Source organism: Chryseobacterium defluvii (assembly GCF_003634775.1).
GTDB classification, from domain to species: Bacteria; Bacteroidota; Bacteroidia; order Flavobacteriales; family Weeksellaceae; genus Chryseobacterium; species Chryseobacterium defluvii.
In genome coordinates this window covers 315,795-334,750 of the sequence record NZ_RBXB01000003.1, presented here as the reverse complement: position 1 = coordinate 334,750, position 18,956 = coordinate 315,795, and the positions used below count along the sequence as shown (strand labels likewise).

Below are 18,956 nucleotides of genomic sequence, written 5' to 3'. Positions count from 1 at the left end.
TATCCAATTATTTAAAATGTTTTTCGGCTTCTGTTACGGATTCCGGTCTTCCTACATCTATCAGAATACTATCATGTAAAAAACCATGAATATGTTCCGTATGCATAAGGTCCAGATATTCTTCCATCACAGAAAATTTGCCTGTTCTTTTTATTTTTTCAAATATAACAGGGTTGATACAATGTACTCCGCTGAAAGCTAACGCCTTGAATCCTTTGTTGAATTCTGCGAGCCTTTGCTCTCCGGTTTCTACATTCAGCCACCCTCTTAAAACCATATGATCATTGAAAAGCAGTTTCCTTGAGCTTTCCCTGTCTGAAACCGCTAAAGTAGCGAAATCCTTCATCTGCTTATGATAGGCAACCAGATTATTAATATCAATATTGGTTAGAATATCGGCATTCATGATTAAGAAGTCCTCTCCATGATCAAGGTATTTTCTAGCAAAAATCAAACCACCTCCGGTTTCCAATAATTCTTCTGTTTCATCGGAAATTTCTATGTTACAGTTGAAATTATCATTTTTCTTAAGAAAATCAACAATCTGATTTCCAAAATGATGAATATTGATGACGAAATCTTTGATTCCGAAACTTTTAAGGTAAGTAATATTCCTTTCCAGTAACGGTATTTCATTCACTTTTGCCAACGCTTTTGGATGGTGGTCGGTAAATGGTTTAAGGCGCGTTCCTTTTCCTGCTGCAAAAATTAAAGCTTTCATTTATATAGAATTGATAAGTGGTGAATGATAATTCATTTTGGCGGGGTTAAGATAAATCATGTATATCTTATCAATCATCATTTATAATTAAGCTGATGCTGTTCATCATGATGAAGGCTGATTTCTGTGCTTTCAGGATATTTTTCGTGGATAAATTCAGCAATTTTTATAGCACAATAGACAGACCTGTGCTGTCCGCCCGTACATCCGAAATTAATCTGAAGATTTTCAAATCCTCTTGCAATATAATTATCAATATTAATAGAGATAATATTTTTAATCAGTTCTAAAAATTTAGGCATTTCAGTTTTTGTTTCCAGAAATTCCTGTACCCCGATATCATTGCCTGTCTGGCTTTTGTATTCCTCGATTCTTCCCGGATTAAGAATTCCTCTGCAGTCAAAGGTAAAGCCGCCCCCGTTTCCGGATTCATCTTTCGGAATACCCCTTTTTTTGTATGAAAAACTGTGTATGTCTATGTGTAGCATTTTATTTTTATTTAGACCATTAAGGTTTTAAGTTGTTAAAATTGTATCGATTTTTAATGTTGTTTTTTCCAGGGCCAACTGCTGTATTACTTTTTCAAGTTCCGGATAATCTTTCATGTCATTCCATGACTGGGCAAATTGTGTGATATTATCAATTCCTTTTTTGAGGCTTTCGAGAAAATGCTGTTTTCTTTGGATAAGACCTCGAAAGCCATAAGCCCCCAACACCTGTAGAAATCTCATCATCTGGATTGGCTTTACCGAGTTTTTTAGTTGATTCTGTATGCCTTTATTTTCAAACATTTGAATATAGAATTCGAGCATTTCATTTTGAAAATCTTCAGGAAAATTGGCCTTCGCCTGAAAGAGAAATGATATCACGTCATACATCAAAGGTCCGTTCATGGCAGATTGATAATCAATGAATGAAACTTCATCCCGGTCATTCACCATTATGTTCCTGGACTGAAAATCCCGGATCATTAAACCTTTAGGCTCCAGATTTTCGATGAGGCTGACTATTTTTTTGAATTCTTTAAGAAGGGCAGATTTGTGATATTCCAGTTCAAGAATATCTGCAACAAAGTTTTTAAAGTAATACAGGTCATGAGTCACCGGTAGTTCATCATAACTTTGATACTCGAAAGTCTTGCTGTAGTCGATCTTTCCGGTTGTTGCTATCTGCAGCTGATAGAGCTTTTGCAGCGTTTGTTTTACCAGATTCTTTACACGGTCCGATAATCCTTCCTTGGCGATGATTTCAGAAAGGGTGTTTTTTCCTAAAAATTCCTGAATATACATCTTACGGTCATCAGAAATGGCAAAGATAAAAGGAGCAGGAAGCTCTAATTGTTTAAATACCTCAGAAAAGTAGAAGAAGCTTTCGTTTTCAAGAATATTTTCGTTGTAGGTAATAATATAGTCGTTTTCAGTTTTTGCCAGAAAATTCATCCTGGCGGAACCACTTTGAGCTAATGTAATAAACTCAGAAGATTTTTTACCCGTATAATTTTCAAAAAATCGTTTTGCGTTCTCGGAATTCATAGTAGGAAACAAATATAGTAAATTTATATATTTGCAACATGCTAAAGGATTTTAAGCCTGTTTTAAAGATTTTACTGAGATTCATCATCATTTATATGGTGCTGCTTTCCGGGTATCAGTTTTATCTGAACAGCTTTAAAGCAGGTGGCCTTGATCCTTTTTCACGATTGATTGCTGAACAGGTGAGACATGTTCAGAACGTTCTGGGCTATGCTACGCAATTGTATGACGATATTCCCAAAGAGCAGTTTTGGTTCTACGTGAAGAATGTATATGCCACGAGAATGGTGGAAGGTTGTAATGCAGTCTCGGTAATAATATTGTTTCTTGCTTTTATCTTTGCGTTCTATAAAGGTTCCCAGACGTTTGTCTTTGCATTTGTAAGCCTTGTTTTATTGTACATCATGAATGTATTGAGGATAACAGGACTGAATATTGTCATGACAGACTATAAGGAATATGGTAAAATTTCCCATGATTTTATTTTCCCTGCCATTATTTATGGAAGTGTAGTATTGCTTTGGCTGATCTGGATTAAATTTTTTGCTTTAAAAAATGAAAATTCTTAACTGGTTTTTTATTGCAATAGGAATTGCAGGGCTTATAGGCGTGAGAATGTTTGAAGATAAAATATTCTATGATCCTTTTCTGGATTATTTTCATGAAGCAGATAAAAGCATTCCTTTTCCTCCTTTCGAATGGGGAAAACTTATTGTCAGTCATCTTTTCAGGTTTATTCTTAACTTATTTTTTTCGTGTGTAATTATTCATTTCCTGTTTAAGAATAAGGAATGGACCATTCAGGGGGCGTTGTTGATCATGATTGTTTTTGCCATTACATTTCCGATCTATTTATATTGTATACAAGGCCGTTTTGAAATAGGTTATCTTTTCTCTTTTTACATGAGGCGGTTTGTGATACAACCGCTGATTATATTGCTTATCGTTCCGATGTTTTATTACCGGAAGCAGATTGTGCAAAAGGGGTAAGAAATCTTAATGAGCCGTATGCTTATCTTCTCTGGTTATATTTTCCTGCGTCCATTGCACTCTTTTTACAAACTCTTTTTCCCGTACGGGACATTCTTTAATCTGACACACAGGGCAGGAGATTGTTTTACAATCATCCATGTGAAAATTAAACTCGACACTGCGTTTGGTATGTTTTGCCAGGAGTTTGATAACATTTTCCATTTCCTTATGGGCATCGCGAAGGCTATAATACCATGGAAGAGTAATATGGGCATCTATATGAAGAGATGAACCGAATTGCTGGATTTTCATATTATGAATATCGATCCATTCTGTTTTCCTGTTGTTTTCGAGGATTTCCACAATGTTTTTAAGAAGGTCCGGATCCTGCTCATCCATGATCCCACTTAAGGATTTTCGGACAATTTTATACCCTACAAAAATGATATAAAATCCAAAAATTAACGCGACCACAGAATCCAGCCAATAAATTTTTGTAAAATAAACCACCACTAAACTCATGACAACACCAATGGTGGTTATAGTATCCGATTGCAGATGTTTTCCAGAAGAAATAAGAACCAAAGAATTCTCTTTTTCGCCTTTTTTAACAGAGATATAGCCTAATAAATAATTGATAAGGGCTGTTGCAGCAATAATCCATATTCCGGTATCTAGCTTGTTAAGTGTTTTTCCTACAACCAAGCTGTTGATTCCCTCATAAATGATCATAATACCGGCAATAGCAATCAGGGCACCTTCTATTCCGGATGTGACGAATTCTACTTTTCCATGTCCGTAAGGATGGTCTTCGTCTTTTGGTTTGGCGGCAAGATGTAAAGAATAAAGCCCCATAAAGGCACTGATGACATTAACGATACTCTCCATGGCATCGGAAAAGACGGCATCGGAGCTGGTAAGCTTCCATGCTATAATTTTTCCGATAAAGAGAATGATCCCGAAAGCTGCGATCAATTTTTGAAAACCAATTTTGTCTTTATTGATGTTCTTTTGAATGTTCATAGTTTGATAAAAAAAAGAATCTCAATTTTGAGACTCTTTTTATTTTGTTAGGTTATACTAAGTTGTTGGCTACAAGGTATTCTGCAATTTGTACCGCATTGGTTGCCGCTCCTTTTCGCAGGTTGTCTGCCACAATCCAGAGATTCAGTGTTTTGGGCTGAGAAAGGTCCCGCCTGATTCTTCCTACGAAAACTTCATCTTTTCCTTCAGAATATAAAGGCATTGGATAATGGTTGTTCTTCACATCATCCATTACGATTACTCCCGGAGTTTCAGATAAGATCTTTCTTACTTCATCAAGATCAAATTCATTTTCAAATTCAATATTTACACTTTCAGAGTGTCCTCCTTGTACAGGAACCCGTACAGCCGTTGCGGTTAAATTGAATGTGTCATCACCTAAAATTTTCTTAGGCTCTTTCATCAATTTAATTTCTTCTTTCGTGTAATCATCATCAGCAAATACATCACAATGCGGTAAAGCATTTTTGAAAATCTGATAAGGATATACTTTAGCAATAGAATCATCTCCTGCGATTTCCGCATTCAGCTGGTCCACTGCAGCTTTTCCGGTACCGGTTACAGACTGGTAAGTAGAAACAATTACTCTTTTTAAATCATATTTTTTATTCAGCGGCCCTAAAACCATTACCAACTGAATTGTTGAGCAATTCGGATTAGCAATAATTTTGTCTTCTTTTGTTAAAACATCAGCATTGATTTCAGGAACTACTAATTTTTTATCAGGATCCATTCTCCAGGCGGAAGAATTATCAATTACCGTTGTTCCGGCTTCAGCGAAAAGTGGAGCAAACTCAAGAGACGTTCCGCCACCAGCAGAGAAGATAGCGATATCCGGTTTAGCAGCTATAGCGTCTTTCATGCTTACAATGGTAAATTCCTCCTGTTTATACTTCACCTTTTTACCAATAGATTTTTCCGAAGCTACCGGAATTAACTCTGTTATAGGGAAGTTTCTCTCTTCGAGAACTTTAAGCATGACTTGTCCAACCATTCCTGTTGAACCTACTACAGCTACTTTCATTGATTTAATTAAAAAATTTAAAGATTAAAATATTAAAAAATTATAAACTCATCATTTATAACTTATATCTTTTTTATGCTCCAAAGACTTTGGTCCATGGAAACGCGAATGCAAATAAGCCAACTGCAATTAATCCCATAATGACAATTCCTAAGGAAATAGTATCATTGGACTTTACTTTTTTATTGATGATGGTCATCAACACGGCTGCAATTAACATGGAAAACGGATGTTCAACATATTGAAATCTTAAATCGGCATTTTTCATTACTGATCCCATATCCATTCCTTTAGTGAAATTAGTAATCAGCATGATGATCCCGATTAAAAACTGGATGTGGAAGAAGATCATCGTGAAGAGGGTAGTCTTCTTTAAAAATTTATTCACTTTTCCGCTGAATCCGAACATTGTCGTCAAAAGAGCGATGATAAATAATGCCACTAAAAGAAGTTCCAGATACCCGAATCCTTTGTGTGCATTAAGCAAAATGTTGTAAAAATCCATATTCAATTTTTTTGTACACAAATATAACAAAAATCCCGGCTTTTTGCCGGGATTGATATGTATAAAATCTAATGTTTTAATTTATTAGAATTTGAAAGCAATTGATGCAGACCAAGTTCTTCCGAACCCGAAATACACAGTATTACTTGTATCTAATCCTTTATAGAAGTTTAATGGATTATTGATATATGTATTATATGCTGCTTGCGCTTGTGCATCCGTATTAGTCGGAGTTTTGAAGTCAGCCAATTCTTTAATATGGTTAGAAGACTTACCATCAGAAATATAAGTTGTATCCAATAAGTTATAAACGTTTCCTGTAAGAACTAGTCTTTGTCCGTTTCCTACATTGAATGTATAAGAAAGTCCCAGATCAAACAAATTGTAGCTTGGATATTTTAAAGCTCCTTTTTGGGCGTTTCTTGAAATTGATCCGTCAGCGGCAACCAGATAATCAGCATTGAAATTAATTAAACCATAGTAATTGTTGTAATAATTCCAAGTAGAGAAGATGCTTAAATCTTTTACAGGTTTCAAAGTAAATCCTAATGAAGCTGTAGTCTGTGCAGCATCAGAAACTTTTACATTATCCAAAGCGAAAGTTACATCCGTGCTTCCGTTGAAGCTGATAGGAGTTCCGTTTTCATCATAAAGATTTCCTGTAGGGTTTCCTTTATAATACCAGTCTCCAATTGAGAACATTCCAGTGAATGAAAGGTAATCAGTAACTTTTAAAGTCCCTTCAAACTCAGCTCCCATGTGGATTTCATGAATTCCTAGCAAGTTTGCATAAGGTCTGTTATAATTTCCTCCTGCAGGGTTAGGAATGTTTGGTAAGTTGGAGAATCTTTGGTATCTGTCTTTCCAAGATGTATAATAAAGGTTAACATTAGCATTGAAAATTCCGCTTCTGAATCCATAACCTAATTCAGCAGAAGCAATTTTTTCATTTGTTAACAATGGGTTTACGATCTGCTGATTACCCGTAGCCCTTCCGTCAGGAGAGTTATAAGCCGTGTTAGAAGGAGCTGCTACAGCAAGTGGTGAATTATATACTGCAAAGAAATTAGGTTGTTTTGAGTAATATCCTACGTTAGCAAAAACGTTATGCTGCCCATCAATGTTATAATTAATACCTCCTTTTGCATTAAATCCGAATAAGAATTTCATTGGAGTTTTTGTATTAACTGTTTGACCCTGTTGAATCGTTACACCATCAACAATCCAGTTGTCGATTCTGCTATATCCTTGTTCTGATGCAGAACCTTGCACAAATGCTGAAATTTTATCACTTGTATATTCAACCTGACCGAAAATTCCACCCCATAAAACTTCTCCGTTATAGTTTCTGTAAACTATTTGGTTTTTATCTTTTACTGCTTTAGCAAATGGGTTTGCAGAAGGTTTTGGATCCTGAACTAGAGTAACATCATATCCACCAGGAATATTCATGTTATCTCTTTCAATATATTTATTATTTCCCCAAAGATCTGTTAAAACTCCTGGGTGATAACCATAATAATATCTTCCGTCAAAACCGGCTGAGAAATTCCAATTTTCATTGATTTTGTGTTGGAAGTTAGTAAGGATTCCGTACCAGTCGTGAGAGTTGATACTTGCTCTTCTTGTTAATCCGTTAGATCTTGTTGCAATACCAGGTGTAGCGTTTACCTTATTAATACCAGTATTATTAGCTACGTTAGGGTTCCAGATTACATTTTGTCCCTGATTCCATGCAACGATATCATCGAATCTGATAAGACCTTCTGCTGTCTTTGGAAGACTATTGATGTTGGTTCCATTTATATTTCCCATTACACCAGTTCCTCCACCTCTTCCCCAAGATGCATATCCTACTGTAGATAATTTAGATTTTTCAGAAATTTTCCAATCCCAGTTGATAGATGCAACTGGTTTGCTGTAGAAGTTAATAGACTGAGACATTACCTCACCATTTAACATCCCCCAGTTAGAATTATATCTTCTGTTTGGCTCATCTACACCATTTCCGTATTTTATGAAGTTAGCAATTGAGCTTTGGAAATTTTGCATGTGCCACTGCGGAGCACCCGTGAATGTAAATTGGAAGTCATGCTTTTCATTAGGCTGATAACCTAAAGCAAAGTAATAGTTATATGCTTCAAATTCACTGGCATCGATATATGTATTTCCGGCAGTTCTGCTCATTAAGAATGATGTTGACCATCCTTTTTCATTCTTTCCTGTGTTGTATGAGAATAAAGTTTTTAAGTACCCGTTGTTACCAACACCTACCATTACATTACCTTCTCTTTTTTTATCTGCAGCTCTTGTAATAATATTGATTGTTCCTCCAATAGAAGCGATAGCTAATTTTGAAGAACCAAGTCCTCTTTGTACCTGCATAGCAGAAGTTACATCGGAAAGACCTGCCCAGTTTGACCAGTATACAGTACCTCCTTCCATATCGTTCACAGGTACCCCGTTGATCATTACAGCGGTATTGTTGGTATCAAACCCTCTGATATTTAAACGTCCGTCTCCGAAACCACCACCACCTTTTGCTGAATAGATTGACGGAGTTGTTTTTAAAATCTCAGGAAATTCCTGATTTCCTAATCTTTCAACAATTTGTGCTTCTTTAATTGTTGAAACTGCTACAGGAGTCTTCCTATCTTTAGCGATATCAGCAGCACCTGTTAATACTACCTCTTCAATGTCCTTGGATTTTGTAACCGTATCCTGAACCTGTTGAGCATAATAAACGCTGGCTGTAGAAAGTGAAATAACTACAGTTAGCATTGATTTGTTGATTAATTTCATAATCGTTATAATAGTTAGATTTAAATTTTATGCAAAATTCGGTAAATAAATTTTAACCATTATTAACTCAATGTTAATTTTTACTCAGTCTTAATAAAGGTTAAGTATTTGATTTTCAAAATATTACAAAAATAGCCTTGTTTTTCATGAAAAAAATCATATTATTTATTTTTTAACAAATGGGGTTCGTTTTTGTTAAAAATACAATGCTATTTCACGGCTTTGAGGCTTAAATCGATATTTTCGGCTGAATGAGTAAGGGCTCCGGCAGAGATATAGGTAACTCCTGTAGATGCTATTTCCTTTAGCATATCTCTTGTGATTCCTCCGGATGCCTCGGATTCACAAGAGCCCTTGATCATATCTACCGCTAATTTCATTGTCTTCACATCCATATTATCAAGCATAATCCTGTCTACTTTTGCTTTGATGGCTTCCTGAACTTCCTCAAGGTTTCTGGTTTCGACTTCTATTTTTAGTTTTTTCTTGTTCTTTTTAATGTAATCTTTAGCCATTTTTACGGCATTAGTAATGCTTCCGTTATAATCGATATGATTGTCTTTCAGCATGATCATGTCATACAGCCCATATCTGTGATTGGTCCCACCACCTATCGCAACAGCCCATTTTTCGCATATTCTGAAATTAGGGGTGGTCTTTCTGGTATCCAGTAATTTGGTTTTTGTTCCGACCAATCTGGAATCCCAGTCGTGAGTGAGGGTTGCAATTCCGCTCATTCTTTGCATACAGTTAAGAACCAGCCTTTCTGTAGAGAGAATGGATCTTGCGCTTCCGGTAACAATGAATGCTATATCTCCAACCTTTGCCGTTTCACCATCTTTAATGAACGTTTCGACTTTAAGATTTTTATCAAAGGTTTTGAAAATGATTTCTGCCAATTCCACACCGGCAAGAATACAATTTTGTTTTACTAAAAGTTTAGCGCTTTGCTTTAAATCACCCGAAATAGTAGAAAGGGTAGAATGATCCCCATCCTGAATATCTTCTTCGAGTGCTGATTTGATGAAAGTTTTAAGTGCTTTATCGGTTACGTAGCTTGGTCTTTTCATATGGTATGCTTTAGGCTAAATCTTTATTATAAAATGCTCCCTTATTTTCTTTCATTTCCATAGATTGGGTAATGATGAGGTGAGCAACGGTAGTCAGGTTTCTCAATTCGGATAATTGAGGGGAAAGAATAGAGTAGTGATAAATTTCGTCAACAGCGGCTGCGATTTCCTGGTGCTTCTGCAAAGCCATTTTTAAACGTCTGTTGCTTCTTACAATTCCTACAAGGTCGCTCATCATTTCCTGGAGCTGCTTTCTAAGATAGCTGATGATTACCATTTCATCCATGATTTTCATGCCTTCTTCATCCCACTCCGGAACCGCTTTTAGATCTTCAAAGTTGAAATTATTTTCTTTTAATAATTCAATAGTTTTCATGGCAGCGTTGTGCCCGAAAACCAATCCTTCAAGCAAAGAGTTGGAAGCTAGTCTGTTGGCTCCGTGTAATCCGGAGTTGGTACATTCTCCTACTGCAAAAAGATTTCTGATGGAAGACTGGCCGTCTTTATCAATTTCAATCCCGCCCATTAAATAATGGCAGGCAGGAACAACAGGAATGAGTTGCGTGAAAGGATCAATACCTTCATCCTTGCACTTTTTATAAATATTGGGAAAATGTTCTAAAAACCGGTCATGATTCATTTCGCGACAATCCAACCCAACGTATTCATCACCGGTAATTTTCATTTCGTTGTCAATTGCTCTTGCGACAATATCTCTTGAGGCCAGTTCTTCACGTTCATCATATTTATGCATGAACTTTTCACCTTTTTTGGTTCGTAATTTAGCGCCGTCGCCACGAACAGCTTCTGAAATTAAAAAAAGCATACCGTCTATTTTGCTGTATAATGCAGTGGGGTGGAACTGGTAATACTGCATATTGGAAACTTTACCTTTGGCACGGGCTACAAAAGCAATTCCGTCCCCGGTAGCGATGGTCGGATTGGTGGTGTTTTTATAAACATGACCAGCGCCGCCGGTAGCTACCAATGTTATTTTTGCGGTAATTTTTTTAATGGTTTTGGATTTTTCATCCAGTATATAAGCACCGTAGCAATGGATGTCACCTTCATTTAATTCCTTTCCCGGAACGTGGTGTTGGGTAATAATGTCAATGACATAATGATGGTCCAGGATTTCAATATTCGGACTGTTATTGGCCGTTTCTAAAAGGGCTCTTTCGATCTCAAATCCGGTGATATCCTTATGATGAACAATTCTGTTTTCTGTATGGCCGCCTTCTCTTCCCAGAGCAAATTGGCCGTTTTTCATGTCGAAGTTCGCTCCCCATTCTACGATTTCATTGAATCTTGCAGGGGCCTCCTTTACCACCATTTCTACGACATCGCGTTTATTTTCACCGTCGCCGGCGCGCATGGTATCATCAATATGTTTATCGAAATTATCTTTTTTGAAATCCGTAACGACAGCCAGTCCTCCCTGTGCATATTTCGTATTGCTTTCGTCCTCGTCTGATTTGGTTACGATAATTATTTTGGTTTCAGGAAACTGTTCAGAAACTTTTATGGCATAAGATAGTCCCGAGATTCCGGAACCAATTACCAATACATCCGCTTTTATCATATGCTTGCTTTAAGACAATTGTCTAAAATAATTAAATAAATTTAAACAATTTTTCATTTGGTTTTCTCACTTTTTTCATGTGTTGAAAATGGTCTTCTTCAGAACGGTATCCTAACGCAAGAGTTACGGTTACTTTTTCTGTTTCAGGATTTATATTCAATATATCTTCTATGACATCTTGCCGGAATCCTTCCATAGGGCAGGTGTCAATATTTTCAATGGCGGCTGCATACATTAAATTAGCCAATACAATATAAGATTGCTTTTCCGCCCAATTGAAAATCTCATCACCTGTTTTTTGACTAATATGCTGATTAATGCTATTCTTAAAAAGATCGAGTGTCTCCAGAGGGATTTCTCTTACCTCAGAGATGTGATTAAAATAACCCCGGATATAGTTTTCTTCAATTATTTTTTTAGAAATGATCACAACGAGATGCGAGCACGTGGATATCTGGGAGGGATTGTAAAATGCAGGAATTAGTTTTTGCTTCATTTCCTCACTTTCAACCACTATTATCTTATAAGGCTGAAGGCCCAGTGAGCTTGCGGAAAGCTTTCCTGACTCAAGAATATTGTGAAGGGTTTCCTGAGGAATAATTTCTTTGTTAAATTTCTTTACAGAATATCTTCTGCTTAAAGCTTCCAAATAATTCATAGGACAAATTTAGGAATTGAATGCGAATAAATAGGTTTTCATCACAAATATATGCTACGGAATGCAGCAAAAAATTGCCACTTCAATTTGAAGTGGCAATTTTTTATGCGGAATCCTTATTAAGGTTACTCTCTGTTTTTCACCATAATCCAGCCTGAAAATTTAAATGGAGTATTGTGTTTGTCATTTTCATTCCATGTTACGGAATACCAATAACTTCCTGTAGGAACTTTTCTGCCTGAAGCAGTGGTGCCGTCCCATCTGTATTTATTGTTTTTATCACCTTGATGGATTTTATATCCGTACCTGTCAAAAATACTGAATTCCAGATTTTGCTTATTCGCGAGCGAAGAATAATCAATAGCGTCGTTCACTCCATCACCATTCGGAGTAATTACATTGATCAGATTCGGAACAGTAATGCCTATATCTATAGGTTCGCAGTCGTAAGCATCTTTTACATATACGGTATGATCTCCTCTGGCAATGTTTTTAAATACATTGGAGTCCTGCCAATTCACATTATCCAATGAATATTGATAAGGAGGGGTTCCCCCGATTACGTTAACCGTAATTGTACTGCTTGAAATATCTATATAAGTAACAACTGGCTGTTCGGCAGGATAAACCTTTACAGCCTGTGTGGTAATACAATCTCCTGTTTTTAATTTTACCCAGTAGGTACCTACGCCTACACCTGAAACAGATTGGGTAGTAGCTCCCGTACTCCATAAATAAGATGCAAAACCAGGTCCGGCATCTAATGTGGTTTTATCTTCCATACAAATGATCTTGTCTTGCAGAACCGAAGATTTTACCGGTGGAAGCACTATAAGGGTTACTTTGGCTATGGCATAACAGCCATTTGCGTCTATAACTTTTATATAAACTACTCCATTTGGAGCGATATAAGCAGTTGGGGTTGTAATTTCATTGGTCCCGTTGACTGCATCTGTTAAAGAAGGATAATATTTTTTAATTCCTCCTTGAGAAGTTACTGTAGCTACTGTAAGGTTGAAAGATCCCAATGAAGGATTAGACTCAATAAAACATGTCCTTAAGGTCGCTTCATTCACTACAACAACAGGGTAAATATTCAAAGTGATCTGAGCCACATCTACACAACCTTGCGGAGTTGTCACTTTCACAAAAACAGATCCGGCAGCAGAAGGATAAGCTGTAGGGGTTGCGATCTGATTGGCCCCGTTATTAAGATCGTATAAAGTAGGATAGAACTCTTTGGTTACTCCCGGAACATTGGTTACTGCGGCACTCGTAAGGTCAAATATGGCAACACCTGCATTATTGTTATTACATCCCGTTAAGGTTGCATCATCTGCGGCAAACGGAGTCGGGTTGAGCTGGATAACCCCATCTCCATTATCGCATAGCGTTGAGGAAGGATCTTTGATCACTACTTTGATGGTTGTATTTCCGGAGTATTGGAAACTGGAAGGATTTGCAATAGGAGTTGAATTTCCCAGGACGTAATAGGTGAAAATATAATTTCCGGGATTGTTTACAAACTGAGAATTAAATGAAGTTAAATCCACTGTCCCATTTCCTGTTGCCGGGTTTACACAGACAAACGGAGTAATAGTATTCTGTAGAATCGGAACTTTATCGATGAAGATTTTAGCATTTTTGATGGAATGTCTTGCGCTGGCGCCTCCCGTAGCTGCAGAGAAACCGAAATATCCTTGTGTCATGCCTATTGCACCTCCTGAAGGAGCAAAAGACTGATCTACAATAAGGACACCATCGATTCTTATTCTGATAATCCAGTTGTTCGGATTGGTAAGATCCGTTTCTCCGTTCACCTCTACATGCTTATAGTTGGACCCTACAAAAGGTTGTGTAGGATTAAGATCAGGAGAATGGAATGTGCTTCCTGCAGTATTATTGTATTCGATATTATTATTGATGGAGTTATTGGTTCCATATAAAACATGGATCTTGCTCATCTGGCCTTCAGTGGTATTGTTGAAAATATCGAAACCCACCATTAAACCGGATGCATTGGCAGGTATTCCCAGACCGCCACCGGATACAAAGCCTGTAGGCGGATTGGCAAGATACCAAAAAGTAAACCCGTCTCCTCTTCCATATTGGGTAGTACCGTTTCCATCAATCCTGAAATCAAATTCTACCTTCCATTTATCACAATACTTAAGGTTGATTGGAGTTGCTAATTTTATAGCACCATATAAATTTCCTGCATCGGATGTAAGCTGGATAAAATCCGTATTAACAGCCGCACTTGAAACCAAATCCCAGCCTGTTGTATTTACTGGATTTCCTGTAAGCTGATACGTTTGGGCGAAGCCTTTTCCGGATATACCCATTAATATAATTAAAAAATAAAAGTATAAAGCTTTTCTCATTGTATAGATTGGTTATTATTAATGTTTTAAACTGTTGTTTATCAATAATAAATTAAAAATCACTCCAGGAAAGGAGTGATTTTCAGACATAATTATTCTCTGTTTTTTACCAGTATCCAGCCAGTATATTGTGTAGGAGTATTGTTTTTGTCATTTTCATTCCAGGAAATAGTGTACCAGTAAGTTCCGGTCAGTATTTTTTTACCAAAAGCGGTTCCGTCCCATTTGAAGTTTCTGATTTTATCTGCTTCGTAAAGTTTATTGCCATATCTGTCATATATCACCAGTACCACATTCTTTTTATAAGCTAAAGCAGAATAATCAATAAAATCATTTACATTATCTCCGTTAGGTGTAATGGCATTAATTAAATTAGGAACAGTAACGATTATCTGAACAGGTTCACAATCATATGAGTCTTTTACAAATACCTTATGATCACCCCTTGAAAGGCTGTTAAATACATTAGAGTCCTGCCAAGTGATTCCATCCAAAGAATATTTATAAGCAGGTGTTCCTCCTTTTACGTTTACGGTAATCGAACTGTTCATCACATCAATACTTGAAATGACAGGCTGACTGGAAGGATTAACTTTTACAATCTGGGTGGTAATACACGTCCCGGTTTTTAATTTTACCCAATATAATCCCACAGGAACATTGGAAATTGACTGTGTGGTTGCCCCGGTACTCCATTCATAGCTGTCAAAACCTGGTCCAGCATCCAATGTCGTTTTATCTTCAATACAAATTGTTTTATCCTTTAATACAGAAGAAAACACAGGTGAAAGAACAATAAGGTTGATTTTTGTGATTGTAAAACAACCGTTGGTATCAGTTACTCTTACATAGACTACCGAACTCGTAGAAATATGAATTGAAGGGCTTACAATCTCATTGGTTCCGCTTAAAGCATCCGCTAATGTAACGTAGTATTTTTTTATAACTCCCGGTAAAGTGGTCACATTTGCCGTTGTCAGGTTAAATGAGGCAGTAGACGGATTGGCTTCTAAGAAGCATGAACGTAGGGTAGCTTCAGTTACCACTACCTGAGGATAAAAGGCAAGGGTTATCTTTGCGTTTCCGGAGCATCCTTGTGGTGTCGTTACTTTTACGTATACTGTCCCCGGAGCAGATGTATAGCTGGCCGGGTTTAAAATTTCATTAGTTCCGGTATTAAGATCATTCAATGTTTTATAATACTTCTTCGTTACTCCGGGAACACCTGTTACCACGGCAGAAGTAAGATTGAAAGTCGCAGTTCCGGCATTGTTATTATTGCATTCCGTTAAAGTAGCATCATTAGCTGTGAATGGTGCCAAAGAAAGCGTAATGGTTCCGTCCGGGTTGTCACACAGAAGGCCGGAATTATCTTTAATCCTTACGGAGATTGTTGTGTTCGTATTAAATTGATAATTGGCAGGGTTGGCAATAGGAGTAGGATTTCCTAAAACATAGTATGTAAAAGTGTAGTTAGCCGGATTTGCAACAAACTGAGAATTGAACGATGTCAGGTTCGCAGTTCCATATCCCGTAGTTGGATTAGGGCAGAAAGACTGGGATACCGAATTCTGAAGAATAGCCACTTTATCCGTATAAACTTTTACGTTTTTTATAGAATGCCTGGCACTTGCCGCTCCTGTAGAAGCAGAAAAGCCAAAATATCCTTGCGTCATTCCTACAGCGGTCCCTGAAGGTGCAAAAGATTGATTTATAATGGTTGTATTGTCAATTTTTAGGGTAATAATCCAGTTCGCTGCATTGGCGGGATCTACTTCTCCCAATACTTCCACATGTTTATAAGTTGCTCCAACAAAAGGTTGTGTAGGATTAAGATCAGGAGAATGGAAGGTGCTTCCTGCTGTATTGTTAAATTCAATATTGGATCCTGCGGTATTATTGGTTCCATACAAAAGATGGACTTTACTCATCTGACCCTCAGTCGTATTATTGAAAATATCAAATCCCACCATCAGGCCTGTGGCATTTGCAGGAATTCCGAGACCTCCTCCGGTTACATAAGACGCAGGTGGGTTGGCTAAATACCAAAAAGCAAAGCCGTCTCCTCTTCCATAAGCAGGAGTTCCGTTTCCGTCAATTCTGAAATCAAATTCCACTCTCCATTTATCACAGTACTTCAGGTTGATCGGTGAGTTAAGTTTTATACCACCCACTTGGCCCGTAAGATCACCGGTAAGTTGTATAAAATCTGTATTTACAACTGCTGCAGGCACTACATCCCAACCCGTTGTATTTACAGGGTTTCCTGTAAGTTGATAGGTTTGAGAAAAGAAGTTTCCGTAAAAGCAGAGTAAAATAAAAGTAAAATAAGCTAGTAGTTTTTTATTCATTTAATAACACTTTTTAATTAGACACGTAAAGATATTAATTCCGAATTAATAAATATGTATTTAATGTTAATAGTGTTAAAAATGACAAAATTTGATAATAAAATGCAAAAATATTAGAAGAATTTTAAATAAAAGTGCAGTATTGATGTGTGGAATTTTTAAAAAAGAGAATTGTTCTCCAAATTTTCAAAATAAATGTCTACTTCCAAGTCCGGAGAAGCAGCGGCGGCCACAGCAAGTCTGTCGCAAAGTTCATTTTCAGGATGTCCGGCGTGGCCTTTTATCCAATGCATTTTGGGATTATGTTTCTGATAAAGGGGAACAAATTGTTGCCATAAGTCTGGATTTTTCACATTTTTCCAGCCTCTTCTGATCCAGCCTGCAATCCAATTCTGATTGATGGCATCAGACACATATTTGCTGTCTGTGAAAATATGAATGTCATTTTCTGTGGATTTTAATTTTTCCAAGGCTGTAATTACAGCCAGAAGCTCCATTCTGTTATTGGTGGTTTTCCTGAATCCTTTTGAAAAAGTTTTCTGATATCTTTTTTCAGGAACGCGCATGAGAATTCCATATCCGCCTTTTCCGGGATTTCCGCTGCAAGCACCGTCCGTGTATATTTCGATTCTCAATATTAAGATTTAAGGTTTACTTCTCTTAGAATGGGAAATCTTCATCATCATCAAAATCATTCATAGACGACCCTGAAAGCTGAGAATTGTCGGGCAGGTCAAAAGCAGCACCCGGCTGAATGGTTGTTTTTATTTTATCAAACCCACTCTGCTCATTCTGTTGACCGAAACTTTGTGACGGATATCCGTAATCATTTCCGAACATATCCAAATCGCCGAATTTGGCAATATTTTTCATGAACGAAAGCCTTACATCGGCAGTAGCACCATTCCTGTGTTTTGCAATAATAATTTCAGCCTGGTTTTCCGTTGAGGTTTCCTGCCCGGGTTCGTCATTGTCCCAAACCGCAATTTTATAATACTCCGGTCTAAAGATGAACGATACGATATCCGCGTCCTGCTCAATCGCTCCGGATTCCCTTAAGTCGGAAAGCTGAGGTCTTTTTCCCGGACGGTTTTCCACACTTCTGGATAACTGAGAAAGAGCAATTACAGGAACATTTAATTCTTTTGCGATAGCTTTTAATGAACGCGAGATCATTGCGATTTCCTGTTCACGGTTTCCGCCTCCTTTGCCGCCACTGCTTGCGGTCATTAGCTGAAGGTAATCTACCATGATAATTTTTACACCATGTTGCATCACCAGTCTTCGGCATTTGGCACGGAAGTCAAATATAGAAAGAGAAGGGGTCTCATCAATATAAAGCGGAGCGTTTTCCAGCTGGGATACATTAGAGAACAGTCTCTGCCATTCATCATCAGACATGGTTCCTTTTCTTAATTTCTCTGAGGAAATTCTTGTTTCGGAAGCAATCATCCTCGTGATCAACTGCACCGATGCCATCTCCAGAGAGAAAAGAGCCATAGGAATTTTATGCTCTACCGCAATATTCCTTGCCATAGAAAGCAAAAATGCGGTTTTCCCCATTGCGGGACGGGCAGCAATAATAATAAGGTCGGAATTCTGCCATCCTCCGGTTTCTTTATCCAGGTCTCTGAATCCTGAAGGAACCCCGGAAAGGCCTTCTTTATCTTTTAAGGATTTGATGGTGTCAATAGCCTGTTTCACCAGGGAGTTAGCCGTATCAAACCCTTTTTTAATAGTTCCGTTGGTAATTTCGAAAAATGATTGCTCTGCTTTGTCCAGCAGCTCAAATACATCGGTTGATTCCTTATAAGAAGAATCAATTACATTGGCAGATACATTAATAAGGCTTCTTAGAATATATTTTTCAAGAATAACACGTACATGGTATTCGATATGGGCGGAAGAGCTAACCCCCATGGTAAGATCAATAATATAATGGTCACCTCCGGCCAGGCTTAGTTTTTCTTCTTTTTTTAGCTCCTGAATAATAGTCATTAAATCGACCGGATGATTTCCTTCGTACAATTTTAAAATGGTTGAAAAGATAACCTGATGTCTCGGATCATAGAAAACTTCCGGTGTAAGAAGGTCAATGGAATAATCAAGACCCTTTTTATCAATCAAAAAAGTCCCGATCACCAACCTTTCAAAATCTACAGCATTAGGAGGCATTTTCCCATCAGAAATTGATAATTCCTTTGCGAAATTTCCGTGTGTAAGAGATGATAGTGTTTCTTTCTGCGCCATATTGCAAAGATAATTGATTTGAAAAAGAATCAAAAAATAGTAACTAACAATTTACTGCCAA

The 18,956-nt window shown here is 37.3% G+C and carries 16 protein-coding genes; 2 read left to right on the top strand and 14 right to left on the bottom strand.

Annotation, left to right across the window (positions count from 1 at the left end):
- Positions 1-7: 7 nt before the first annotated feature.
- The 3 genes from BCF58_RS13455 to BCF58_RS13445 form a co-directional block, all read right to left on the bottom strand.
- A complete protein-coding gene (locus BCF58_RS13455) occupies positions 8-721 on the bottom strand; it encodes a nucleotidyltransferase family protein (RefSeq protein ID WP_121462331.1) in 714 nt (237 codons plus the stop codon).
- 77 nt (positions 722-798) lie between these two features.
- Complete coding sequence (locus BCF58_RS13450; protein WP_121462330.1) at positions 799-1,209, bottom strand: RapZ C-terminal domain-containing protein; 411 nt, start codon at positions 1,207-1,209, stop codon at positions 799-801.
- 27 nt (positions 1,210-1,236) lie between these two features.
- Positions 1,237-2,253: an aminoglycoside phosphotransferase family protein gene (locus BCF58_RS13445; RefSeq protein ID WP_121462329.1), complete on the bottom strand. Its 1,017-nt coding sequence runs from the start codon at positions 2,251-2,253 to the stop codon at positions 1,237-1,239.
- A 38-nt stretch (positions 2,254-2,291) separates the two neighbouring features.
- Between BCF58_RS13445 and xrtF the strand changes: the two genes are divergently transcribed.
- Together xrtF and BCF58_RS13435 are read left to right on the top strand one after the other, a co-directional pair.
- The gene (gene xrtF, locus BCF58_RS13440; protein WP_121462328.1) at positions 2,292-2,822 is read left to right on the top strand and encodes an exosortase family protein XrtF; all 531 of its coding nucleotides are present in this window, start codon (positions 2,292-2,294) and stop codon (positions 2,820-2,822) included.
- A complete protein-coding gene (locus BCF58_RS13435) occupies positions 2,809-3,243 on the top strand; it encodes an exosortase F system-associated membrane protein (RefSeq protein ID WP_121462327.1) in 435 nt (144 codons plus the stop codon). Before xrtF ends, BCF58_RS13435 begins: the two co-directional genes overlap by 14 nt.
- Before the next feature lie 6 nt (positions 3,244-3,249).
- On the opposite strand, the gene BCF58_RS13430 is transcribed toward BCF58_RS13435, so the two are convergent.
- The 11 genes from BCF58_RS13430 to dnaB all read right to left on the bottom strand — a co-directional run bounded on the left by BCF58_RS13430 (position 3,250) and on the right by dnaB (position 18,895).
- Complete coding sequence (locus BCF58_RS13430; RefSeq protein ID WP_121462326.1) at positions 3,250-4,248, bottom strand: cation diffusion facilitator family transporter; 999 nt, start codon at positions 4,246-4,248, stop codon at positions 3,250-3,252.
- 52 nt (positions 4,249-4,300) lie between these two features.
- Positions 4,301-5,293, bottom strand: a complete 993-nt coding sequence (locus BCF58_RS13425; protein WP_121462325.1) for an aspartate-semialdehyde dehydrogenase — start codon at positions 5,291-5,293, stop codon at positions 4,301-4,303.
- A 73-nt stretch (positions 5,294-5,366) separates the two neighbouring features.
- The gene (locus BCF58_RS13420) at positions 5,367-5,798 is read right to left on the bottom strand and encodes a hypothetical protein (protein WP_121462324.1); all 432 of its coding nucleotides are present in this window, start codon (positions 5,796-5,798) and stop codon (positions 5,367-5,369) included.
- Between the two features lie 84 nt (positions 5,799-5,882).
- Complete coding sequence (locus BCF58_RS13415) at positions 5,883-8,600, bottom strand: TonB-dependent receptor (RefSeq protein ID WP_121462323.1); 2,718 nt, start codon at positions 8,598-8,600, stop codon at positions 5,883-5,885.
- A gap of 209 nt (positions 8,601-8,809) precedes the next feature.
- The gene (gene nadC, locus BCF58_RS13410) at positions 8,810-9,670 is read right to left on the bottom strand and encodes a carboxylating nicotinate-nucleotide diphosphorylase (RefSeq protein ID WP_121462322.1); all 861 of its coding nucleotides are present in this window, start codon (positions 9,668-9,670) and stop codon (positions 8,810-8,812) included.
- A 10-nt stretch (positions 9,671-9,680) separates the two neighbouring features.
- Entirely contained in the window at positions 9,681-11,252 is a 1,572-nt protein-coding gene (nadB, locus tag BCF58_RS13405) for an L-aspartate oxidase (protein ID WP_121462321.1), read from the bottom strand.
- Between the two features lie 31 nt (positions 11,253-11,283).
- Positions 11,284-11,910: an NAD(P)H-dependent oxidoreductase gene (locus tag BCF58_RS13400; protein ID WP_121462320.1), complete on the bottom strand. Its 627-nt coding sequence runs from the start codon at positions 11,908-11,910 to the stop codon at positions 11,284-11,286.
- 125 nt (positions 11,911-12,035) lie between these two features.
- Positions 12,036-14,294 (bottom strand): T9SS type B sorting domain-containing protein, encoded by a 2,259-nt coding sequence (locus BCF58_RS13395; RefSeq protein ID WP_121462319.1) that lies wholly within the window; start codon positions 14,292-14,294, stop codon positions 12,036-12,038.
- Between the two features lie 92 nt (positions 14,295-14,386).
- Entirely contained in the window at positions 14,387-16,645 is a 2,259-nt protein-coding gene (locus tag BCF58_RS13390; RefSeq protein WP_121462318.1) for a T9SS type B sorting domain-containing protein, read from the bottom strand.
- A 158-nt stretch (positions 16,646-16,803) separates the two neighbouring features.
- Positions 16,804-17,280, bottom strand: a complete 477-nt coding sequence (gene rnhA, locus BCF58_RS13385) for a ribonuclease HI (RefSeq protein ID WP_121462317.1) — start codon at positions 17,278-17,280, stop codon at positions 16,804-16,806.
- 25 nt (positions 17,281-17,305) lie between these two features.
- Complete coding sequence (gene dnaB / locus BCF58_RS13380; RefSeq protein WP_121462316.1) at positions 17,306-18,895, bottom strand: replicative DNA helicase; 1,590 nt, start codon at positions 18,893-18,895, stop codon at positions 17,306-17,308.
- Between the last annotated feature and the right edge of the window lie 61 nt (positions 18,896-18,956).

Coding starts and splice junctions, on each gene's coding strand:
- BCF58_RS13395 (WP_121462319.1), bottom strand. CDS start 14,294: ATGAGAAAAGCTTTATACTTTTATTTTTTAATTATATTAATGGGTATA.
- BCF58_RS13430 (WP_121462326.1), bottom strand. CDS start 4,248: ATGAACATTCAAAAGAACATCAATAAAGACAAAATTGGTTTTCAAAAA.
- BCF58_RS13400 (WP_121462320.1), bottom strand. CDS start 11,910: ATGAATTATTTGGAAGCTTTAAGCAGAAGATATTCTGTAAAGAAATTT.
- dnaB (WP_121462316.1), bottom strand. CDS start 18,895: ATGGCGCAGAAAGAAACACTATCATCTCTTACACACGGAAATTTCGCA.
- BCF58_RS13415 (WP_121462323.1), bottom strand. CDS start 8,600: ATGAAATTAATCAACAAATCAATGCTAACTGTAGTTATTTCACTTTCT.
- BCF58_RS13435 (WP_121462327.1), top strand. CDS start 2,809: ATGAAAATTCTTAACTGGTTTTTTATTGCAATAGGAATTGCAGGGCTT.
- xrtF (WP_121462328.1), top strand. CDS start 2,292: ATGCTAAAGGATTTTAAGCCTGTTTTAAAGATTTTACTGAGATTCATC.
- BCF58_RS13420 (WP_121462324.1), bottom strand. CDS start 5,798: ATGGATTTTTACAACATTTTGCTTAATGCACACAAAGGATTCGGGTAT.
- BCF58_RS13455 (WP_121462331.1), bottom strand. CDS start 721: ATGAAAGCTTTAATTTTTGCAGCAGGAAAAGGAACGCGCCTTAAACCA.
- BCF58_RS13445 (WP_121462329.1), bottom strand. CDS start 2,253: ATGAATTCCGAGAACGCAAAACGATTTTTTGAAAATTATACGGGTAAA.
- nadB (WP_121462321.1), bottom strand. CDS start 11,252: ATGATAAAAGCGGATGTATTGGTAATTGGTTCCGGAATCTCGGGACTA.
- nadC (WP_121462322.1), bottom strand. CDS start 9,670: ATGAAAAGACCAAGCTACGTAACCGATAAAGCACTTAAAACTTTCATC.
- BCF58_RS13450 (WP_121462330.1), bottom strand. CDS start 1,209: ATGCTACACATAGACATACACAGTTTTTCATACAAAAAAAGGGGTATT.
- BCF58_RS13390 (WP_121462318.1), bottom strand. CDS start 16,645: ATGAATAAAAAACTACTAGCTTATTTTACTTTTATTTTACTCTGCTTT.
- BCF58_RS13425 (WP_121462325.1), bottom strand. CDS start 5,293: ATGAAAGTAGCTGTAGTAGGTTCAACAGGAATGGTTGGACAAGTCATG.